General features: G+C 70.6%; 19 protein-coding genes. 11 read left to right on the top strand and 8 right to left on the bottom strand.

Annotated elements, in window-relative coordinates; all coding sequences use genetic code 11:
• Positions 1–43: 43 nt before the first annotated feature.
• From OIE67_RS40905 to OIE67_RS40890, 4 genes are read right to left on the bottom strand one after another with little or no spacing between them, the layout of a single operon-like run.
• Positions 44–430, bottom strand: a complete 387-nt coding sequence (locus OIE67_RS40905; RefSeq protein ID WP_326630597.1) for a YbaB/EbfC family nucleoid-associated protein — start codon at positions 428–430, stop codon at positions 44–46.
• Between the two features lie 3 nt (positions 431–433).
• On the bottom strand, positions 434–820 hold the full coding sequence (locus OIE67_RS40900) for a YbaB/EbfC family nucleoid-associated protein (protein WP_326630596.1): 387 nt from the start codon (positions 818–820) through the stop codon (positions 434–436).
• Positions 817–1,659 (bottom strand): hypothetical protein, encoded by an 843-nt coding sequence (locus OIE67_RS40895; RefSeq protein WP_326630593.1) that lies wholly within the window; start codon positions 1,657–1,659, stop codon positions 817–819. The genes OIE67_RS40900 and OIE67_RS40895 overlap by 4 nt, the downstream gene beginning before the upstream one ends.
• Complete coding sequence (locus OIE67_RS40890; protein ID WP_326630591.1) at positions 1,659–2,102, bottom strand: hypothetical protein; 444 nt, start codon at positions 2,100–2,102, stop codon at positions 1,659–1,661. The genes OIE67_RS40895 and OIE67_RS40890 overlap by 1 nt, the downstream gene beginning before the upstream one ends.
• A gap of 43 nt (positions 2,103–2,145) precedes the next feature.
• On the opposite strand from OIE67_RS40890, the gene OIE67_RS40885 reads away from it, so the two are divergent.
• On the top strand, positions 2,146–2,343 hold the full coding sequence (locus OIE67_RS40885; RefSeq protein ID WP_326630589.1) for a hypothetical protein: 198 nt from the start codon (positions 2,146–2,148) through the stop codon (positions 2,341–2,343).
• Positions 2,344–2,443: 100 nt separating this feature from the next.
• On the opposite strand, the gene OIE67_RS40880 is transcribed toward OIE67_RS40885, so the two are convergent.
• From OIE67_RS40880 to eccCa, 3 genes are read right to left on the bottom strand one after another with little or no spacing between them, the layout of a single operon-like run.
• Positions 2,444–3,568, bottom strand: a complete 1,125-nt coding sequence (locus OIE67_RS40880) for a transglycosylase SLT domain-containing protein (RefSeq protein WP_326630587.1) — start codon at positions 3,566–3,568, stop codon at positions 2,444–2,446.
• Entirely contained in the window at positions 3,565–3,873 is a 309-nt protein-coding gene (locus tag OIE67_RS40875; RefSeq protein WP_146178083.1) for a hypothetical protein, read from the bottom strand. The genes OIE67_RS40880 and OIE67_RS40875 overlap by 4 nt, the downstream gene beginning before the upstream one ends.
• Positions 3,874–3,925: 52 nt before the next feature.
• Positions 3,926–7,906, bottom strand: a complete 3,981-nt coding sequence (gene eccCa, locus OIE67_RS40870) for a type VII secretion protein EccCa (RefSeq protein WP_326630584.1) — start codon at positions 7,904–7,906, stop codon at positions 3,926–3,928.
• Between the two features lie 148 nt (positions 7,907–8,054).
• On the opposite strand from eccCa, the gene eccD reads away from it, so the two are divergent.
• The 8 genes from eccD (at position 8,055) to OIE67_RS40830 (ending at position 14,445) form a co-directional block, all read left to right on the top strand.
• Positions 8,055–9,515, top strand: coding sequence for a type VII secretion integral membrane protein EccD (eccD, locus tag OIE67_RS40865; RefSeq protein ID WP_326630582.1), 1,461 nt, complete (start codon positions 8,055–8,057; stop codon positions 9,513–9,515).
• Between the two features lie 9 nt (positions 9,516–9,524).
• Positions 9,525–9,968 (top strand): hypothetical protein, encoded by a 444-nt coding sequence (locus OIE67_RS40860; RefSeq protein WP_106236486.1) that lies wholly within the window; start codon positions 9,525–9,527, stop codon positions 9,966–9,968.
• A gap of 230 nt (positions 9,969–10,198) precedes the next feature.
• On the top strand, positions 10,199–10,537 hold the full coding sequence (locus OIE67_RS40855) for a WXG100 family type VII secretion target (protein ID WP_326630579.1): 339 nt from the start codon (positions 10,199–10,201) through the stop codon (positions 10,535–10,537).
• 20 nt (positions 10,538–10,557) lie between these two features.
• Positions 10,558–10,866 (top strand): WXG100 family type VII secretion target, encoded by a 309-nt coding sequence (locus OIE67_RS40850; RefSeq protein ID WP_146178084.1) that lies wholly within the window; start codon positions 10,558–10,560, stop codon positions 10,864–10,866.
• 69 nt (positions 10,867–10,935) lie between these two features.
• Positions 10,936–11,304 (top strand): hypothetical protein, encoded by a 369-nt coding sequence (locus tag OIE67_RS40845; RefSeq protein WP_326630575.1) that lies wholly within the window; start codon positions 10,936–10,938, stop codon positions 11,302–11,304.
• A complete protein-coding gene (locus tag OIE67_RS40840) occupies positions 11,304–12,623 on the top strand; it encodes a WXG100 family type VII secretion target (RefSeq protein ID WP_326630573.1) in 1,320 nt (439 codons plus the stop codon). Before OIE67_RS40845 ends, OIE67_RS40840 begins: the two co-directional genes overlap by 1 nt.
• A complete protein-coding gene (locus OIE67_RS40835; protein ID WP_326630572.1) occupies positions 12,620–13,687 on the top strand; it encodes a hypothetical protein in 1,068 nt (355 codons plus the stop codon). Before OIE67_RS40840 ends, OIE67_RS40835 begins: the two co-directional genes overlap by 4 nt.
• On the top strand, positions 13,684–14,445 hold the full coding sequence (locus OIE67_RS40830; protein ID WP_326630570.1) for a WXG100 family type VII secretion target: 762 nt from the start codon (positions 13,684–13,686) through the stop codon (positions 14,443–14,445). Before OIE67_RS40835 ends, OIE67_RS40830 begins: the two co-directional genes overlap by 4 nt.
• A 76-nt stretch (positions 14,446–14,521) precedes the next feature.
• Here the strand turns inward: OIE67_RS40830 and eccB are convergent, their stop codons facing one another.
• The gene (eccB, locus tag OIE67_RS40825; protein ID WP_326630568.1) at positions 14,522–15,955 is read right to left on the bottom strand and encodes a type VII secretion protein EccB; all 1,434 of its coding nucleotides are present in this window, start codon (positions 15,953–15,955) and stop codon (positions 14,522–14,524) included.
• A 93-nt stretch (positions 15,956–16,048) separates the two neighbouring features.
• Here eccB and OIE67_RS40820 point away from each other — a divergent pair, with 93 nt between their 5' ends.
• Together OIE67_RS40820 and OIE67_RS40815 are read left to right on the top strand one after the other, a co-directional pair.
• On the top strand, positions 16,049–16,432 hold the full coding sequence (locus tag OIE67_RS40820) for a hypothetical protein (protein WP_106236498.1): 384 nt from the start codon (positions 16,049–16,051) through the stop codon (positions 16,430–16,432).
• Positions 16,433–16,437: 5 nt separating this feature from the next.
• Positions 16,438–17,832 (top strand): hypothetical protein, encoded by a 1,395-nt coding sequence (locus tag OIE67_RS40815; protein WP_326630565.1) that lies wholly within the window; start codon positions 16,438–16,440, stop codon positions 17,830–17,832.
• The last annotated feature ends 25 nt before the right edge of the window (positions 17,833–17,857 follow it).

The following is a 17,857-nucleotide window of genomic DNA, read 5'->3' as shown; positions in this document are numbered from 1 at the left end:
AGCGCGAGCCGTCCCTGACCGCGCTCAGGGACGGAGACCGTTCTCAGGGACGCGGAGCGTTCATCAGCTCGTCCCTGGCGTCCGTGGCGGCCCGCTCGGCCATGACGACGGCCGCGGTGATCTCGTCGGCCAGGCGGCGCGCGTCCAGGCGCTTGCGGCTCAGCGGGTGGATCTCCAGCGCGACCAGGGTGCCGAGCGCGTCGGTCCTGGCCACGATGCGGCCCTCGTCGGCCCGCCCGACGAACTGCCGCGCGCTCCACTCGGCCGCCCGCTCCTCGGCCCGCCGGGCGGAGGCCACGACGGCGTCCAGCCGTTCCATCAACTCCCGCATCTCGCGCGACCCGGGCGTCTCCGACGTTCCGGGCGTCCCGGTCGTTCCGGCAGTCTCGCGATTCCCCCGCGGCCCGGGCATCTCAGGCATGAAGGGCATGGCTCATCCTTCCCGCAGCACGCGTTCGATGTGGGGCGCGAGCGGATCGCCGCCCGGCAGGGACGGGTCCCGTCCGGACAGCCCCTCGGTCAGCTCCGTCAGCCGCTCGCCCATCGCCCCCTTGGCCGCGCCGATGGCCTGCTTGACGGCCTCGGCCAGCTCGACGTGGTCGAGGTCGCGCAGCCGGCGCGCGTCGATGCTCAGGCCGAGCAGCCCGCCGGTTCCCGAGACGCGGGCGCGGACGACCTCGCGGGCGTCGGCGCCTTCCATGCGTTCGCGGGCCAGCTCGTCCAGCGCGCCGCCGAGCGCGGCGGTCCAGGCGGTGACCTCGCGGACGAGGCCGGCCAGATCGCCCTCCCTGCCCTGCAGGAACGCGTCGATCTCGGTCACGACTGCTCCTCCATCGGCACCCAGCGGTCCTGGTGCTGGATCTGCGGCGAGATGTTGAGCTCGCGCGGGCCCTGCTCGGGCTTGCCGGAGTTGTAGAAGGCGCCCAGCAGGTCGTTGAGCCGCAGCTCCAGCTTGTTCAGCTCGCCTTCGTTGGTGACGTAGATGTCGGCGAACTGCTTGAGCAGGTTGCCGAGCGCGCCGGCCCAGATGCCGAGGTAGCTCAGCAGGGCCGCCCGGCCGACGGGGTGCGCGCTCATGCCGGCCAACGCCTTGAAGACGGGCGCTGAGCCGGCGTACAGGCCGAGCACGGACAGGTCGTACTCGGCGACCTCCTTGAACTGCGTCTGCATCGCGCCGCTCATGTCGTCGCTGACCTTGCCGAGCTGGCTGAACAGGCCGTTGACGTTGAACCTGACGTACTGCTGGAGGATCTCCGCCGCGTCGCCCTTCCAGTTGGGGGCGATGTCGTCGAAGTAACCGCGCCACAGGTTCGACCGGTCGCCCTCCAGCGAGCCGCTCATCTCCTTCCAGGTGTCGCGCCTGCTGGAGAAGAGGAACGGGTTGCCCACGTTGAGCGTGGCGGCCACGTCCAGGGCGAGCGCGGCCACGCCGAGCCCGGACAGCAGCATCGCCTGGCGGGTGGGCTGGCGGGCGACGTTCAGCTGACTGATCAGGCGGCGGTAGAAGCCCGGGTCGGGGCGGGCGCCGGCCGGCGTCACCTGGACGGTCCGCGCGACGTTGCCGCTGCGGTCGGCGATGTGGAGCTGCTGCGTGCCCGCGGGAGGGGTGTTCTGGCCGGGTACGACGAGCTGCGGCGGCTGGTTGGAGGGGGTCGACATCAGGAGCCTCCACCCGGCCGCTCGGCGTTGCGGTAGTTGTTGGCCGCCATGGCGATCTTGCCGCTGTCGGTCTGGAGGAGGTTGTGCAGGATGCCCGCGCTGTCCTTCCAGGAGTCGGAGATGCGGTTGAAGCGGTTGACGAACATCAGCCCGACCAGGGGAACGCCGGCCAGGGGAGCCAGGTCCATGCCTTCGAAGCGAGGCGTGTACTCCTTGACCTGGTTCACGCCCTGGGCGGCGCCGCTGATGGAGCCGGCGAACTTGTCGATGGACCCGGCGACGGCCTCGTAACCGCCCTTCGTGCCGTCGCCCTTCTGGCTGGGGGCCGGCTTGGACGGGGCGGGCCGGGACGGGGAGGGGGAGGCGCTGGGCCGCAGTGCCGGCGGCAGGCACGCCGGTGGCGGGCACTTCGGCACGTGCGGGCACGGGCTGACGACGGTCACGGTCGGCGCGGGTACGGGCGACTGCGACGGCCCAGGCGACTGCGTGGGAGCCGGAGTGGGCGTCGGGCCCGGTGTGTGGCTGGGCGTCGGGCTCGTCGTCGGGCTGGACGTCGGCGTCGGGCTGGACGAAGGCGCGGGCGAGGAGGGCCCTCCGGTCGGAGTGGAACCGGGGGTGGGCGTCGGCGTGTTCGGCGAGACGCCGGCCGTCGGAGAGGCGCTGGGGGACGGGGTCGACACGTGATCAACGTAGCACCGGAAATAACCCGAAAAATGGCTATAAGGCCAGGTTAGAGCCCCATTAAGCTACGTTTCACGCACTTGTCATGCGCTGTTTTCCTGGGTCAGTACGGCTTGTATCCGCCGCCGCTCTCCATCGACTTGATGCCCGGATGGCCGTCCAGGTTCCCGTACCGGCTGTAGGTGTAGAGCACGCCGGCGATGATGTTGTCCACCGGCTCCCGGATCTTGTCGTACCCGGGCAGATGGTGCCGGTCGAACGTCGGCGGGATGGTCTGCATCAGACCCTGGGACGGCACGCCGTTCCGGGCGTTGATGTCCGTGAGGTTGATGGCGTTGGGCTTGCCGCCCGACTCGTGGAAGATGATCGTCCAGATGCGCTCGATGTCCTTGGGGTCGTTCGGGTCGAGGTCGCTCACGTCCAGGCCGCGCTTCTTCATGATCGCGGCCATGTCGGGTGAGCGGATGACGGTGAGCGCCTGCTTGATCCACTCGACGACCTGGGGCTTGGGCGCGGGGGTGTTGCCGTACGACGAGGGCGCGCCGGCGCCGCCGCCCGCCGCGCCTCCGCCGCCACCGTCGAGGCCGCCACCGGGGCCGCCGGGGTTGCCCGACGAGGCGAGCGTGGTCTTGGGGTCGTAACTCCCGATCTTGCGCCAGTCGACCTTCTTCTCACCCGGCTCGAAGTCCGCGCCACCGGCCGCGCGGATGCCCTTGAAGAAGCCGAACCCGTCGCCGAGCTGCCCGTCGAGGGCGTTCTTGGCCGTGGTGAGCGCCTTCTGGGCCCTGGTCACCTGGTTGCCGGCCTCGGTGACGGGATCGGCGTCGAACTGACCGCGTACGTGCGCGTCGATCTGCTCCTGCGTGGCGTCGGAGTGCTTGCCCTTGAAGGCGCTCTCGGCCGTCTGCGCGGCCTGGTGCATCCCGTTGATGGTGTTGTATGCGCTTTCGAGGGTGGACGCGGCCGTGTCGAGCGCCTTGGCGCAGGAGTCGAGGGCGCCGTCCAGCTGGCTGCCCGCCTTGGGGTAGGCCGCCATGTAGCCGGCGAAGGCCCGCGCCGAGTCGCCCTGCCAGGCCTTGCCCACCTCGGTGACGTACTTGGGCAGCCGGTTCGTCGAGATGGAGGCGTGGTCGCCGGCCGCCCGCAGACTTGCCGCGATGGCGCGGATGGCCGCCGGGTCGCCGTGGACCTTCTCCCTGAGCGCGGCGAGCTGCGAGGCGACGCTCATGCGCCGGAGGCTCCCGCGGCGCCGCGGAAGTTCGCGGCCACCTGGCCGAGCGCCTCCTCGACGCCCTGCATCCGGTTGCGCCCCCAGCCGTACTCGTCCTTGACCGAGCCCCAGACGTCGTCGATCTTCTTGGCCAGGGCGCTCGCGCCTTCGAGCTTGCCGAAGATCTCGGCGCTGGTGGCGCCCTTCGGCGCCTTGCTCTTACCGTCCGTGAACGCGTCCTCGAAGTCGAGCATGTTCCTGACCTTGTACGCCTCCTGGCGGCACTCCTCGATCGCCTGGACGTGCACATCGACAAAGCTCATGGAACTCCCTGACCGGCCGAGAAAACGAGTGCGACGGAGCATAGTGGACGGCTCACGCCGACTCCAGGTAAGCGGTCTGGATCAGCCGGGCGCCGAAGCGGCGGTCGGCGTAGAAGCCGCGGCCGACCGGCAGCGGCTGCGGCCGCACGTTGCCGAAGAGCTGGCCCTCTTCCCGGTTGCCCGACATGATCAGCGCCGGGCTGGCCATCTCCTTCATCCGCTGCACGGCCTGGTCGTACATGGCGCGGCTGGCGCCGCCGCTCTGCCGGGCCAGGATGAGGTGCAGGCCGATGTCGCGGGCCTGCGGCACCAGGTCGGCCAGCGGCGCCAGCGGGTTGTTGGAGGTCGCCACCAGGTCGTAGTCGTCCACGACGATGTACAGGTCGGCGCCCTGCCACCAGCTGCGCGCCCGCAACTGCTCCGGCGTCAGGTCGGCCGGCGGCAGGCGCTTCAGCAGCGCCGAGCGGGCGTCCTGGATCAGCTCGGTGGCCGCGGTGCTGGAGGCCGCGTAGCCGATGCGGTGGTCGGTCACCGCCGTGTCGAGCAGGGAGCGCCGGTAGTCGATCACGATCATCATGGCCTCGCGGGCCGTGTTCCTGGCGACCACGCCCTCCATGATCAGCTTGATCACGTTGGACTTGCCGCACTCGGTGTCGCCGAACACGATGAAGTGCGGGTCGGTGTCGAAGTCGAGCGCCACCGGCGACAGCGTGTCCTCGTCGATGCCGATCGCGATCTTGCCCCGGCCCGTCTGCTCCGGCCCCGGCAGCGCGGAGACGGGCAGCAGCGCCGGCAGCAGCCGCACGGGCGGGGCCGCGGGGCCCTGCCACGACTGCCTGACGTGCTCCACCAGGGAGCGGGTCGCGTCCGCCACGTCGTCGGCGCCCGTCTTGCCGTCCACGCGCGGCAGCGCGGCGAGGAAGTGGAAGCCGTCCCTGGTCAGGCCGCGCCCCGGCACGCCCTCCGGCACGGCCAGCTGCGCCTTCCTGTTGACCTCGGACTCGTAGGAGTCGCCCAGCTTGAACTCGATCCTGGTGCCGAACAGGTCCCTGATTCCGGACCGGAACTCCGACCACTTGTTGGTCGAGGCCACCACGTGGATGCCGTAACCGAGGCCGCGCGCCGCCAGGTCGGTGATCACCGTCTCCAGGCTCTCGAACTCCTGCCTGATCGTCAGCCACCCGTCCACGACCAGGAACACGTCACCCCAGCCGTCGCTCTGGAAGGTGCCGTCGGCGGCCATACGCCGGTAGGTGGCGATCGAGTCGATGCCGTGCGCCGCGAAGCTCTGCTCCCGCTGCCGCAGCAGCGCGCTCACCTCGGCCACGGTCCTGCGCACCCGGTCGGTGTCGAGCCGGGTGGCCACGCCGCCCACGTGCGGCAGCCCGTCCAGCGCCGCCAGGCCGCCGCCGCCGAAGTCGAGGCAGTAGAACTGCACCTCACGCGGCGTGTGGGTGAGCGCCATGCTGGTGACGATCGTGCGCAGCGCGTTGCTCTTGCCGCTCTGCGGCCCGCCCGCCACGCCGATGTGGCCCGCCGCTCCGGACAGATCCAGCCAGTACGGATCCCGCCGCTGCTCGAACGGCTTGTCGATGATCCCGATGACCGCGTGCAGCCGCCCGCGCCCGTCCCAGCCCGGCGTGGACAGGCCCAGCTCGGGAGTGGCCGACAGCGGCGGCAGCAGGTGCGCCAGCGTGGGCGGATCGCCGAGCGGGGGCAGCCAGATGCGGTGCGCGGAGGGGCCGTGGCCGGCCAGCCGGCGGACCACGATGTCGAGCAGGCTGTCCTGCGAACCGCGCTCGTCCACCTCGGCGGCGCGGCTCTCCTTGGGCTGCTGCTTGGCCACGGGGACGGGGATGTAGGTGGAGCCGTACTCGACGACCTGGCGCATGATGGTGCCGCCGTCGTCGATGCTGGGGCGGCGGGACTCGGACTGGTAGGTGCCCGACACGTACGCGGCCTTGAACCGCGTCATGCCGGTGGTCTCGAACTTGAGGTAGCCGTTGCCCGGCGCGGACGGCAGCTCGTACGCGTCCGCCACCCCCAGCACCACCCGGCTCTCCATGGCCGAGAACGTGCGCAGGCCGATCCGGTAGGACAGGTGGGTGTCCAGGCCGCGCAGCCGCCCCTCCTCCAGGCGCTGGGAGGCCAGCAGCAGGTGGACGCCGAGCGAGCGGCCGAGCCGGCCGATCATCACGAACAGGTCGATGAACTCCGGCTTGGCCGACAGCAGCTCGCTGAACTCGTCCAGCACCACGAAGAGCGTCGGCATCGGCGCCAGCTCGGCCCCCTGCTCCCTGGCCCGCTCGTAGTCGCGCAGCGAGGCGTAGTTGCCCGCGGCGCGCAGCTGCTCCTGCCGGCGCACCATCTCGCCGTGCAGGGCGTCGTACATGCGGTCGACCAGCGGGAGCTCGTCCTCCAGGTTGGTGATGACGGCCGAGACGTGGGAGAGCGAGTCGAGGCCGAGGAAGGTCGCGCCACCCTTGAAGTCGACCAGGACGAAGTTCAGGATCTCCGAGGAGTGCGTCAGGGCCAGACCGAGCACGAGCGTGCGCAGCAGCTCGCTCTTGCCGGAGCCGGTGGCTCCGATCACCAGCCCGTGCGGACCCATGCCGCCCTGCGCGGACTCCTTGATGTCGAGCTCCACGAGACGCCCGTCGGCGCCGATCCCGATCGGCACCCGCAGCCGGTTGCGCCCGGCGCGGGGCCGCCAGACGACTGAGGGGTCGAGGTGGGCGGGGTCGCCGACGCCGAGCAGGTCGGTCAGCGTGGTGTTGACCGCCAGCACGTCCTCGGCCTCGCCGCCGGTGGCGGCGGAGGCGCGCAGCGGGGCGAGCTGCCTGGCCATGCCCTCCGCGCGCATGTAGTCGAGCCCGTCGGGGTCGCCGAAGCGGGTCTTGTGCTCCTTGCCCGTGTGGTCGATCTTCACCATGTGGAAGCCGTCCGGCCAGACGTCCAGCCGCAGCGTGCTGTTCTCCTCCACGTCGGGGGTCGAGCCGGACAGGTCGATCACGGTCACGCCCTGGATGGCGTCCGCGCCGAGCTGGGAGTCCTGCGACACGTAGCCGCCGTCCACGATCAGCACGTGGTACGGCAGCGAGTCGGCGGCCGCCCCCGGGCGGAAGCGGGCGCGTTCCTTGAGCTCGTCGCCGACCAGCCGGTCCAGCTCGCTCAGGTTGTCGGTCATCAGCCGCACCTGGCCGGCCGCGTCGGTCTCCTCGGGGTGCAGCGCGTGCGGGAGCCACTTGATCCACTCCCAGTGCGGCATCCACTCGGCGTTGGCGCACACCATGATCCGCATGTCGTCCGGCGAGTGGAACGCGGTCAGCTGGGCGACCATGGCCCGCACCAGGTCCCGCATCGCCGTCGGGTCGCCGGACAGCCTGATCCGCGCGAACGAGCCGAGCGCCACCGCCACGGGCAGCTTGGCCACCGTCGAGTGCGCCCTGATGAACCGGCGCAGCGCTCCCGCCGACAGCGCGTCCAGGTCCTCCACGGGCTTGGAGTCCGGCGGGATGATCTGGACGGCCAGCTTCTGCACGCCGGTGCCGAGCCGTACGGTGGCGAAGTCCTCGTCGCGGGGGCGGCGCTCCCACAGGCGCGGGCTCATCGCCACCCACCACAGCCCGTCCGGCTCGGGGTTGCTCCACTCCAGTGCCTCGCGCTGCTGCTTGGCCGCGCGCCTGGCCCGCTTGCGCACCTGGTCCAGGTAGCGGAAGTAGTCGCGGCGAGCGCCGTTGAGCTTGTACTTGCGCTCGCCGGACTGGCGGCCGACCTGGCCCAGCGTCATGCCGACCATGGACAGCGCGAACAGGCCGCTGGACACGTACATGATCGGGTTGGAGTTGCCGAACGAGGTGAACATCAGGGCCATCGCGGCCGCGCCCGCCAGCATCGGCAGGTAGGTCAGCACGAGGACGAAGCCCTGCCCCTGGACCTCGGGGATCTCAGGAGGGGATTCGAGCAGGATCTCGCCCCGCGGCGGCTTGGGGCCGGGGCGGCGCTCGGGGCGGCGGACGACGACGATGCTCATCGAGACGTTCTTACCAGAAGAGACCAGATATGTTCTGTGTTGTCCGTGAGCGTTGCTGTGGACGGAGAGTTAAGAGTTGGGTCACATCGTTCAGGGACCTCCGCCCGGTCGGCCCCCGATGCCGGGACCTCCCCACGGTCCGCCTCCCGTGCAGGGACCACCGCAGATCTACAACGGGCGGATGGGTCCGCCGCCGCCGCAGGGGCCCTTCCAGCAGGGCGCCCTGCCGCAGGTGCCCATGCCGCTGCCGACGCAGTGCCATGTGACCGTGGTCGGTCCGCGGCGCAAGGCCGACCTGGCGCTGCCCGCCGACATCCCCCTCCCGAACGTGCTGCCCAGCCTGCTGCGCGCGCTGGGCGAGGTGGGCGGCGACGCCGCCTCGGCTCCCGGATGGACGCTGCAGCGGCTCGGCGGGGCCCCGATGGACCTGGGGCAGAGCCTCAGCACGCTGGGCGTGCTGGACGGCGAGATCCTCTACCTCAGGCCGCGTGAGGCCGTCCTGCCGCCCGCCCTGTACGACGACGTGGCCGACGTGGTCGCCACCGGCGTGCGCGGCGGACGCGGCGTGTGGTCGCCCAAGCACACCAGGATCGTCGGCGCGAGCGGCGCCATGGGCCTGCTGATGCTGGGCTCGATCGGGCTGGCGGTGTCGGGCATGCCCGGCTTGACCGTCACGATCGTGGCCGGGCTGCTGGCGCTGCTGCTCATCGTCACCGGCACGCTGCTGTCGCGCGCGGTCGGCGACTCGATGGCCGGGGCGCTGATCGGGCACGCGGCGCTGCCGTACGGGTTCGTGGCGGGCCTGTTCGCGCCCGGCGCGGCGGCCGGGTTCGGGGCGCCGCACCTGCTGGCCGCACTGGCCTGCACGGCGCTGGTGGCGGCCGTCAGCGGGGCGCTGATCTCCGACGGCGTGCCCGGCTTCCTCGGCACGGCCGGCGTCGCCACGGTCGGTGGCATCTGCGCCGCGGTGGTCATGATCTGGGCGGTGCCCCCCGCCGGGGTCGCGGCGCTGGCCATGGCGCTGCTGCTGGCCTTCAGTCCGCTGGTGCCGACGCTGTCGTTCAAGCTGGCCAAGGTGCCGCTGCCGGCGATGCCGACCACGGCCGAGGAACTGCGCGGCGACAACCAGCGGCTCGACGCTCCCGTGATCCAGGAGCGCACCAGGGTCGCGCAGGGCTACGCCACGGGCATGATCGCCACCCTCGCGCTCTCGGCCCTGGCCACGCAGGCGCTGCTGGTGCTCGACGACGACTGGGTGTCGGACGTCATGACGGTGTCGCTGTCGCTCACGCTGATCATGCGGGCCCGCGTCTTCCGCGGGCTGGGGCAGCGGCTCTGGCTCCTCGGCACGGGCCTGGCCGGGTTCGCCATGCTGGCGCTGTCGCTGGGGGGCGAGGGCGGGATCGTGGGGTCGCTGGCCGTGGCGATCGGGGTGCTGTGGTTGTCGCTGATGACCGTGGGGGTGGGCGTCTGGCTGGCGACGGGCAAGCCCTCGCCGTTCTGGGGCCGCGCCGGCGACATCCTGGACGTGGCGTTGATCGTCCAGCTCTTCCCGCTCGCCCTGGGAGTGCTGGAGCTGTACACCTGGGTGCGCGGACTGTCGGGATAGGGGAGTGACATGCAGGAGTTCGGAGATTTCGGCAACATCGACGTCGACAAGCTGCTCAGGGAGATGGACCGCGAGGTCGGCCGCCTGGACGACTTCCAGCGCGACATCGGCAAGTGCGTCGGCCGGGCCGAGGACGAGAACGGCTTCGTCACCGTCGAGTACGGCACCGACGGCGTACGGGAGCTGGAGCTGCACCCGAAGGCGATGCGGCTGTCCTCGGGCGAACTGGCCGAGCTGATCAAGGACGTGCTCCGCGAGGCGACCCAGGACTTCCAGGACCGGATGTACACCCTGGCGAACGACGCCTTCGGCGAGGCGGACAACCCGCTGAAGCAGATGAAGGACCCCGACGCCGCGCTGGCCAGGATCAAGCAGGCCGAGGCGGTCTACGACCGCGCGTTCGAGGACGTGATGAAGGACTTCGACAAGATCCGCCGCCGGATGGATCTCTAACGCGGCCCGGCAACTGTTCTGGCGGCCGCGATGTCAGAGCACATTGAGCCGCTGACCTGGTGATTTGTCCGGAAGTCACCATGTCGCGATGGATCCGTAATGTGAGTTTGCTGGGAAAAATGGGGTCAATGGTGACTACGATGCCATTTGATGTTGTTCGCGGGGGGTAGTCGGTTTCCTTGCGGGACCGCCCGCCCTAGCAGACGAAGCCATCTCGACTTGGAGGTCCAGTGGCACTGTACGGGGCAAGCCCGACTCAGCTGACGAACGCGGCAGGCTACTGCGAGGAGACCGCGCAGTACATCGAGGGCATGCGGCAGCGGGTGCAGGCGATCAAGACCCAGCTGACGACGCAGGGGTGGAAGGGCGGGGCTTCCCAGAAGTTCAGCGGCGCGCTCGACCAGTGGGACCTGGAGTTCAAGGCCGTCATCAAGAGCCTTGAGGACATCTACGACCGCCTGAACATCGGCGCCGGGGTCTACAAGAACGCCGCCGACGAGAACATGGACCTGGCCGGCCGGGCCACCAGCGCCGGCGCCGGTCGCGTCGACTCCCTCATCAACCGCTGACCTGGACGGAGCACAACGCCATGGGTATGCCCGCAGAGGACTACACGTTCGTCCGGTTCGGCTCGATGGACGAGGCCTACGAGGACCTCAAGAAAGTCATCACCGAGCTCGACCGGGTCACCGACCAGCTGTACGCCGACATCAAGAAGGAGCTCGGGCCGAGCTGGCAGGGTGACGCCCAGCAGTACTTCGACAAGAAGCGCGAAGAGTGGAACACCCACGAGAAGGCCATGGGTGAGCAGCTCTTCCAGGCGGCCTCCTCGGTCAACATCGCCAACGGCAATTACCAGGCCGCTGAGCGCCGCAACATCAGCATCTGGTCTGACTGACCCAACACCTTCACCCTCTCGGCCATCGCCGCCGCGCGATGGCCGAGAGCACTGTTGCCGGGGAAAGACATGAGCGAAAACGCGCCGGAGATGAAAGTCGACCCCAACCTGTTCGACGCGCGGGAGAACTCGCCGTCGAGCATGCGGGTGATCGCGCAGGAGCTGAAGAGCACCTACAACGCCCTGAACGGGAAGAGTGAGCGCCCGAACGGCAACGTCCACCAGATCCACCGAGGCGGCGAGGTGTCCACCGCCCAGTTCGGCCAGTGGAACGACGCCACCCGCCTGGCCGCCGTCCTCGGCTCGGACAACGCGGGCAGGAAGTTCGTCGAGGTGTACGAGAAGTTCATCAAGGCGTTCGAAGAGGTGGCCGACGCGGTCGATGCCAGCGCGCAGAACCACGACGCGGCACGCCGGACGAACGAGGGTGAGGCCTGATGGGTGATCACGGGTCGGTCTGGCTGGCCCAGGGCGGTGCCGCCCCGTCGGGGGAGTACCCCACGCAGGACAAGAGCCAGATCAAGCAGTGGCTCGACGGCGCCGACCCGTTCCTCCTCGACAGCGAGGGGCAGACGTACCTCAACGCCAGCAGCAAGGTCCAGCAGGCGTACACGGCTCTGGAGACGCACGCCCCGAAGATCGCCGCGATCTGGAAGGGCCCCGACGCCAACAAGGCCAAGGAGGCGCTGGAGCTGCTGCACGCCACCGGCAAGGAGCTGTCGGACGCGCTGCAGAAGATGGGCTCGCAGCTGTCCACGTACGCCCAGCACCTCACGCTCGCGCAGGCCAAGGTCAACGAGGAGCAGAAGGTCCCGGCGGGCACGGAGGACGCGGACACCGTCAAGAAGATCATGGAGGACATCCATGCTCGGCGGACGATGCACGAGCTCAACGAGAAGATCGTCGAGGTCTACAACGCGGCTCCGAAGTACCTGAACTACAACCTGCCGACGGTCAGCATCCCCGGCGGCCCGCCGACCACGACGAACCCGAATTATCCGAGCGGCTCGCCGTACACGACCACCGGCTCCGGCTACGACGGATCGGGCGGCGGCAACTACGGCGGCTCGGGCGGATCCGGCGGATCAGGCGGTTCCGGATCCGGCGGCTCCGGATCGGGCGGCGGCTCCAACCCGGGCGGCTCCGACCCCGGTGGGACGAACCCGGGCGGCACCAACCCCGGCGGGACGAACCCCGGTGGCTCCGACCCCGGCGGGTCCGACCCGGGCAACTCCGACCCCGGCGGGCCCGGCCAGGGCACGCCGGCGGACCCCGGCCAGACGCAGCCCCCCACCACCACGAACCCCGGCGACGGCACGGTGCCCGCGGTCATCGGTGACCGGGACACCACCACGACCACCGGCGGCCCCACTTCCACCGACCCGCGCCAGACGGACATGGCGAGCTACCGGCCCCCGGTGGTCCCGACCACTCCGACCCTGCCGACGACCATGACGCCGCCGCCCACCACGCTGACCCCGACGCCCGGCTACGGCATGCCGGCGCCCGTGGGCGGCACTCCGGGCATCCCGTCGGTCATCGGCTCTCCCGGGGTCGGCGGCGCCCACCCCGCCCTGGCCGGGCCGGGCTCCGTCCGCGCCGGCGGCGTCGGGCCGGGCGGCATGCCGATGATGCCGTTCATGGGCGGCGCCGGAGGCGGCGGGGAGTACAGCGACCTGGAGCGCAACACGTACATGCCGGAGGACTCCAGCAACTGGACCTCCGGCCATGAGACGACGGATCCGGTGATCGGATGACGAACAACGGCGCCAGCCCCTACGGCGACCTCGGCAACCTCGGGATGCCCGGCATGGGGCAGGGCGTCTCGTTCCAGAAGGGCGAGCTCGACCGGGCCGGCGGGAAGATCGACGGCCACGTCGAGTACTTCAGCAGCCTGAGCGAGAAGGCCGACGCCCTGCGCGTGCCTTCGCCGCACTTCAGCGTGCTCGGCATGGGCGTGCAGAGCGCCCACGAGAAGGCGATCCAGAACCAGCGCGACGTGCTGAAGCGGGCCCACGACTCGCTGGCCTCCTGGAAGTCGGCGCTCAAGGCGGCCGACGAGAACTACAAGGCCGCGGACGACGGGAGCGGCAACCAGTACCCGCCCGGCGGGCCCGGCGGCAAGTTCCCCGGGGGCATCAACCCGGCCGGGCTGAACCCGGGCGGCCTCAACCCGGGCGACCTGCCCAACGGGGGCGGCCTCGACCTGCCCAAGCCACCGGGCAGCGACCTTCCCGGCGGCGACCTCCCCGGCCCTCCCGGCGGCGATCTTCCCGGCGGGAACCTGCCCGGCGGCGACCTGCCGGGGTCCGACCTGCCCGGTGGGAACACCCCGGGCGGGCCGGGCTCGAACCTGCCCGGCACCGACATCCCCCAGCCCGAGGTGCCGAAGACCGACCCGGCGGACATGAAGGTCCCCGACATCGGCGCGGCGCTCAACGACCCGTCGAAGACCGACCTGTCGCAGTTCCAGCCGCAGAACCCGTCGCTCACCGGCAACCTGCCGCCGGGCACGGACCCCTCGGCACTGGGCAACCGCACGGCCGTGCCGAACACGTACGGCGGGCCGGGCGGCGGCGTCAGCGCCGGAACCGGCGGAGGGCTCGGCGCGAACGGCCTGCCGGGCGGCGGCGCTGCGGGACTGCGCGGCGCCGGCCCCGCTGGCGGCGCGCCGATGATGCCCATGATGCCGATGAGCGGCGGCGCGGGCGGCCAGGAGGGCCGCGACCGCGAGAAGACCATCGGCCTGTCGGAGGACGAGGGTCTCTGGATGGGCGATGAGGACATCGCGCCGCAGGTGATCGGCCAGGAGGAAGTGTGAGCGCCGGCAAGGAGATGTTCGACGCGGCGACGACGATGTCGGCCGGCGCCGCCCTCATGATCCTGCGGCCCTGGGCGTTCTACGTCGCGGCCACCATCGCCACCCTGCGCAGCCATCCCGAGGGCATGCGCGACTCGGCCACCAACTGGCGCTCCGCCGACAAGAACGGCGTGACCACCGAGCTCGACAACCTCGTGGGCGAGCTGAACAAGCTCAAGAAGGAGCTGAAGGACCAGGGCAAGTGGGAAGGGGGCGCCTTCGAGACGTTCGAGGAGGTCCACGGCAACTTCCTCAAGTCGGTCGAGCAGCTCAAGAACGCGCGCAACGACGCCGGTGACGCCGTCGACTCGAACGCGAACTTCCACTCGCAGGTCGCGGTGGTCGCTCTCGCCATCGCCATCGCCATGGCGGCCTGGGGCCTGTTCGTCTTCGCCGCACGATGGCTGCCCGCCTACAACGCGGTCGTGCTCGGCATCGACGCCGCGCTGGGCAAGGCCATGCTCCAGGGCGCCAAGAAGATCCTGACGAACAACATCAAGGCGGCCCTGATCCTCACCGGCGTCATCTTCGGCGTCATCACCCTCAGCGAGATGACGGCCAAGTCGTTCCCCACGGTCAAGGCCATGCCGAACGAGATGTCGGCGCTGACCGGCAAGGGGAAGACCCCGGACGACATGCGCCAGCCGTTCACCAACGACGGGCTGGAATACGACAAGAAGACCGGGCAGCTCATGCCCAAGACCAACCTGGAGATCTGACCGGTCCCGCTGATCCCGGCCCCGCTACGCCCGGCCCCGCCGGCGTGCCACCGCGCGCCGGCTTCGCGGCCGGGCGTCACTGTGACTGCTGCTGCTGGAGCGGCATGGTGTCCGGCACCGGCGTCCCGGCCGCTGCCGGGTCCAGCGAGGGACCGTCGGGGATCAGCCGCAGCAGGTGGGCGGGCACCGGCGCCACGTCCGTGGCTTCGTAGCCCAGCTTGCCGAGGACGTCGGCGGAGGCCAGCCGGAACCTCCTGCCCTGATCCGTGATCAGCGAGTACTGGTGCACCGCCGACAGCTGCCCGTCGCCCGGCAGGGTCCCGGCCAGCACGGCGGTGCCGGGCGGCAGCAGGACCTGGTCGACCTTGTCGGGGCCGGCGCTGGCCGGCGGCGTCGGGATGCGGATCTTGCTGCCGGTGGACAGGACCGCGCTGGTCGAGCCCTTGAGGGTGTTGCCGTAGACGGCGCAGAGCGGGGCCGTCACGCCGGGCGCGCGGAAGCGCGGCATCGTCTTGGGCAGGCCCGGGTTCTGCAGGGTGCGCGCCGACGCCTTGGTCGCGTTGGCGCTCGCGGCGTCGATGGCCGTCTCGCGGACCGGGCTCTTGCCGTACGCGGTCTTGCTGGCCGGGTCCTGGAGCAGCAGTATCGCCTGCGTGTGGCTGATCGGGGCCAGGCCGTCGGGCAGCAGCACGTACCAGCGGTCGGGCGCGCCCGCCATGGAGGCCACCTTGTAGACGTGCCCGGCCCTGGCCGCCGCGCCGCCGGGTCCGCGGGTCTTCTTGCCGCGCTGCGGGATCACCGGAGGGGCGAAGTCGGTGCCGACGGGGATGGCGTTGACCCAGGAGGCGGGCACGCGGCGCGGCGTCTGGTCGGTGAGGCGGTCCACGTTCCGCACGCGCATGCGCTGGTTGGCCCAGAGCACCCAGTTCTGCTGCCCGTCGCTGACGACCAGGGCCTCGCCGCCCACGGGCGTCCCGCCGACGTCGATCCCGGCCACGAGCGTGACGTACGCCTTGCGCACGTTGGCGGCGTCGGCGCCCTCGACCACGCACGCCGACCACGGCGCCTTGACCAGCCGGGCCGGCTTGGGCAGCGAGTCGGGCGCGCCCATGATGCCGACCTTGTGCCCCCGGGTGTAGCCGGCCAGCGACTCGGCCGACACCGTCCTGACCTTGATGTCCTGGCTGTCGAGCAGCAGCCGGGCCGAGACGTAGTTCGCGACCGGCTGCAGCGTGCCGCTCTTCTGGTTGTAGACGTAGGAGGCGCCGGTCTCCTCCTCCAGCAGCAACTGGCCGGGGTCCGTCAGCTTGGTGGCGTTGCCGGGCTTGAGCAGGCCCCAGATCCCGAACGCGGCCATGATCAGCACCGCGATGATGATCCCCGCGAATGTGGCGACGTTGTGCCGCCGCATCGGGGACTCGGGCAGATCCGGCTCACCCTGCAGCAGGGCGAGTCCCAGGCGCTGCGTCATGAAGCGATGCGCCTGATAAAGATCCTTTTGGTTCTGCATATTTGCATATGTTACGCATGTTGACTATGGGTCTTCTGTACGGCAAAGAAACGATCCACTAAGCTCCTTGATCGAGTGCCAAGGGGGAGTCTCATGGGAACGGAACCACCTAAGGACTGGCCGGGGCTCGTCGCCGACCGGGACGGTGTCACGTACGACGCGAAGAAGATCGAGAACATCGCCGGAGCGCTGCGCGAGGCCTTGAAGCCCATCGACATGATGGGCGTCGGCACCCGGCCGGGCTCTCTCCAGGACCTCAGCATGGTGAGCTACACGCTGACGGCGCTGCGTGAGCAGCTGCAGACCGTCAAGGGTTGGGCCGGCGGCGAGTTCGGCTCCCAGCTGGAGAACAGCCACACCGAGATACAGAAGATGTATCAAGAGGTGCTGACCAGCCTCAACACCGCGATAGCCCTCGTGGAGGCGGGAGCAGGCACCTACAAGGTGACGAACGCCGCCAACCAGGGCGGGAGCTGATCGGCGTGGGCAAGACCAAGCACCAGGTGCACATGCTGAAGAGCATGTGCCTCGACTGGAGCGTCAAGACGGACGCCTACAACGTCGAGCAGGTCGTGACCCTCATCAGGGGCCTCGACCCCACCAAGGGCATCCCCAAGGCGGCGACCGCCTACGAGAACGCGCACAAGGCCATCGGCACCGCCAGGGAGGCCGTCAAGGACCAGGCCGTCGAGCTGGCCAAGGTCTGGGAGGGCAAGTCCTCGGTCGAGGCGCAGACGGCGCTCGGCATCCTGTACGTCACCATGGGCAAGCTGGCCGAGGCGATGTCCCCCCTCAAGAACTCCCTGGACGGTCTCGGAAAGGTGGTGCAGGCGCACCAGGCCTTCATCGACGACGGCCACAAGGGCATCCTGGACACCTGGCACAACCAGAGCATCGGCACCTGGAACGACAGCATCCCCGACGTGTGGAGCACCTACAAGGGCTACTACCGCAACCCCAGCGGCGGCGTCGGTGACGACAACGTCGAGAACGAGGCCGACCACAGCTGGGGGTCGCAGAACGACCTGGCGGGCGAACACCTGCAGACGCTCAGCACGGACCTCCAGGCGGTCTTCGACGTGATGCCGAACTCGGTGGAGTCCACGCTTCCCGACATCAAGCCCCCGGACCCGTGGAACGGCCAGCCGCCGCCGGTGAAGTACCCCAACGGCACGCCAACGCCGCTCAACACCGCCTCCAACCTGCCCCCGTACGGGCCCCCGTACGGACCGGGCCAGAACGTGCCCGGCCCCGGCGACTTCCCCGGCGGTCCCGGCGGCACGCCGAACCTGCCCGGCACCGGTGACCCGTCGCTGCCCGGCGGTCCCGGCGGTTCCGGCGGCGGTCCCGGCGCCGACGACCCGTCGCGTCCCGGCCTGCCCGGCACCCCCGGCGTCCCCGGCGCGCCGGACGGGAACGTGCCGCCGGGGCAGACGCCCACCACCACCGACCCGAACGGCGCCGTGAACCCCCCGGGCACCGTGCCGAACCCCAAGACCAACCTCCAGGACTTCCAGCCCACCGCCAACACGAACCAGCCCTTCGGCACGAACCCGCCCTACGGCCAGCACGTCCCCACCACGACGACCCCCGGCTACAACAGCCCCGGCACGCCGTCGTACGGGCCGGGCACGACCGGCGGCACCTTCGGCGGGGTGGGCGGCGTCGGCGGTGCGATGGGCCCTGGCGCGGCGGGAGCCGCCCGCGGGGCCTCGGGCTCGGGCGCCGGCATGCCGTTCATGCCGATGGGCGGGATGGGCGCCGGCGCGGGCGGGGGCGGCGAGTCCCAGGACCGCGAGTCCAGCACCTGGCTGCACGAGGATGACGACGTCTGGGGCGGCGACGCCGACTCGGTGGTCAACGGCCGCATCGGCTGACCCGCGCCGTGACGGGCGCCGTTCA

It is taken from the genome of Nonomuraea fuscirosea, assembly GCF_035917475.1.
GTDB lineage: Bacteria > Actinomycetota > Actinomycetes > Streptosporangiales > Streptosporangiaceae > Nonomuraea > Nonomuraea fuscirosea.
Note: the sequence above shows the minus strand (reverse complement) of the source record. Positions and strands in the feature narration are given on the sequence as shown.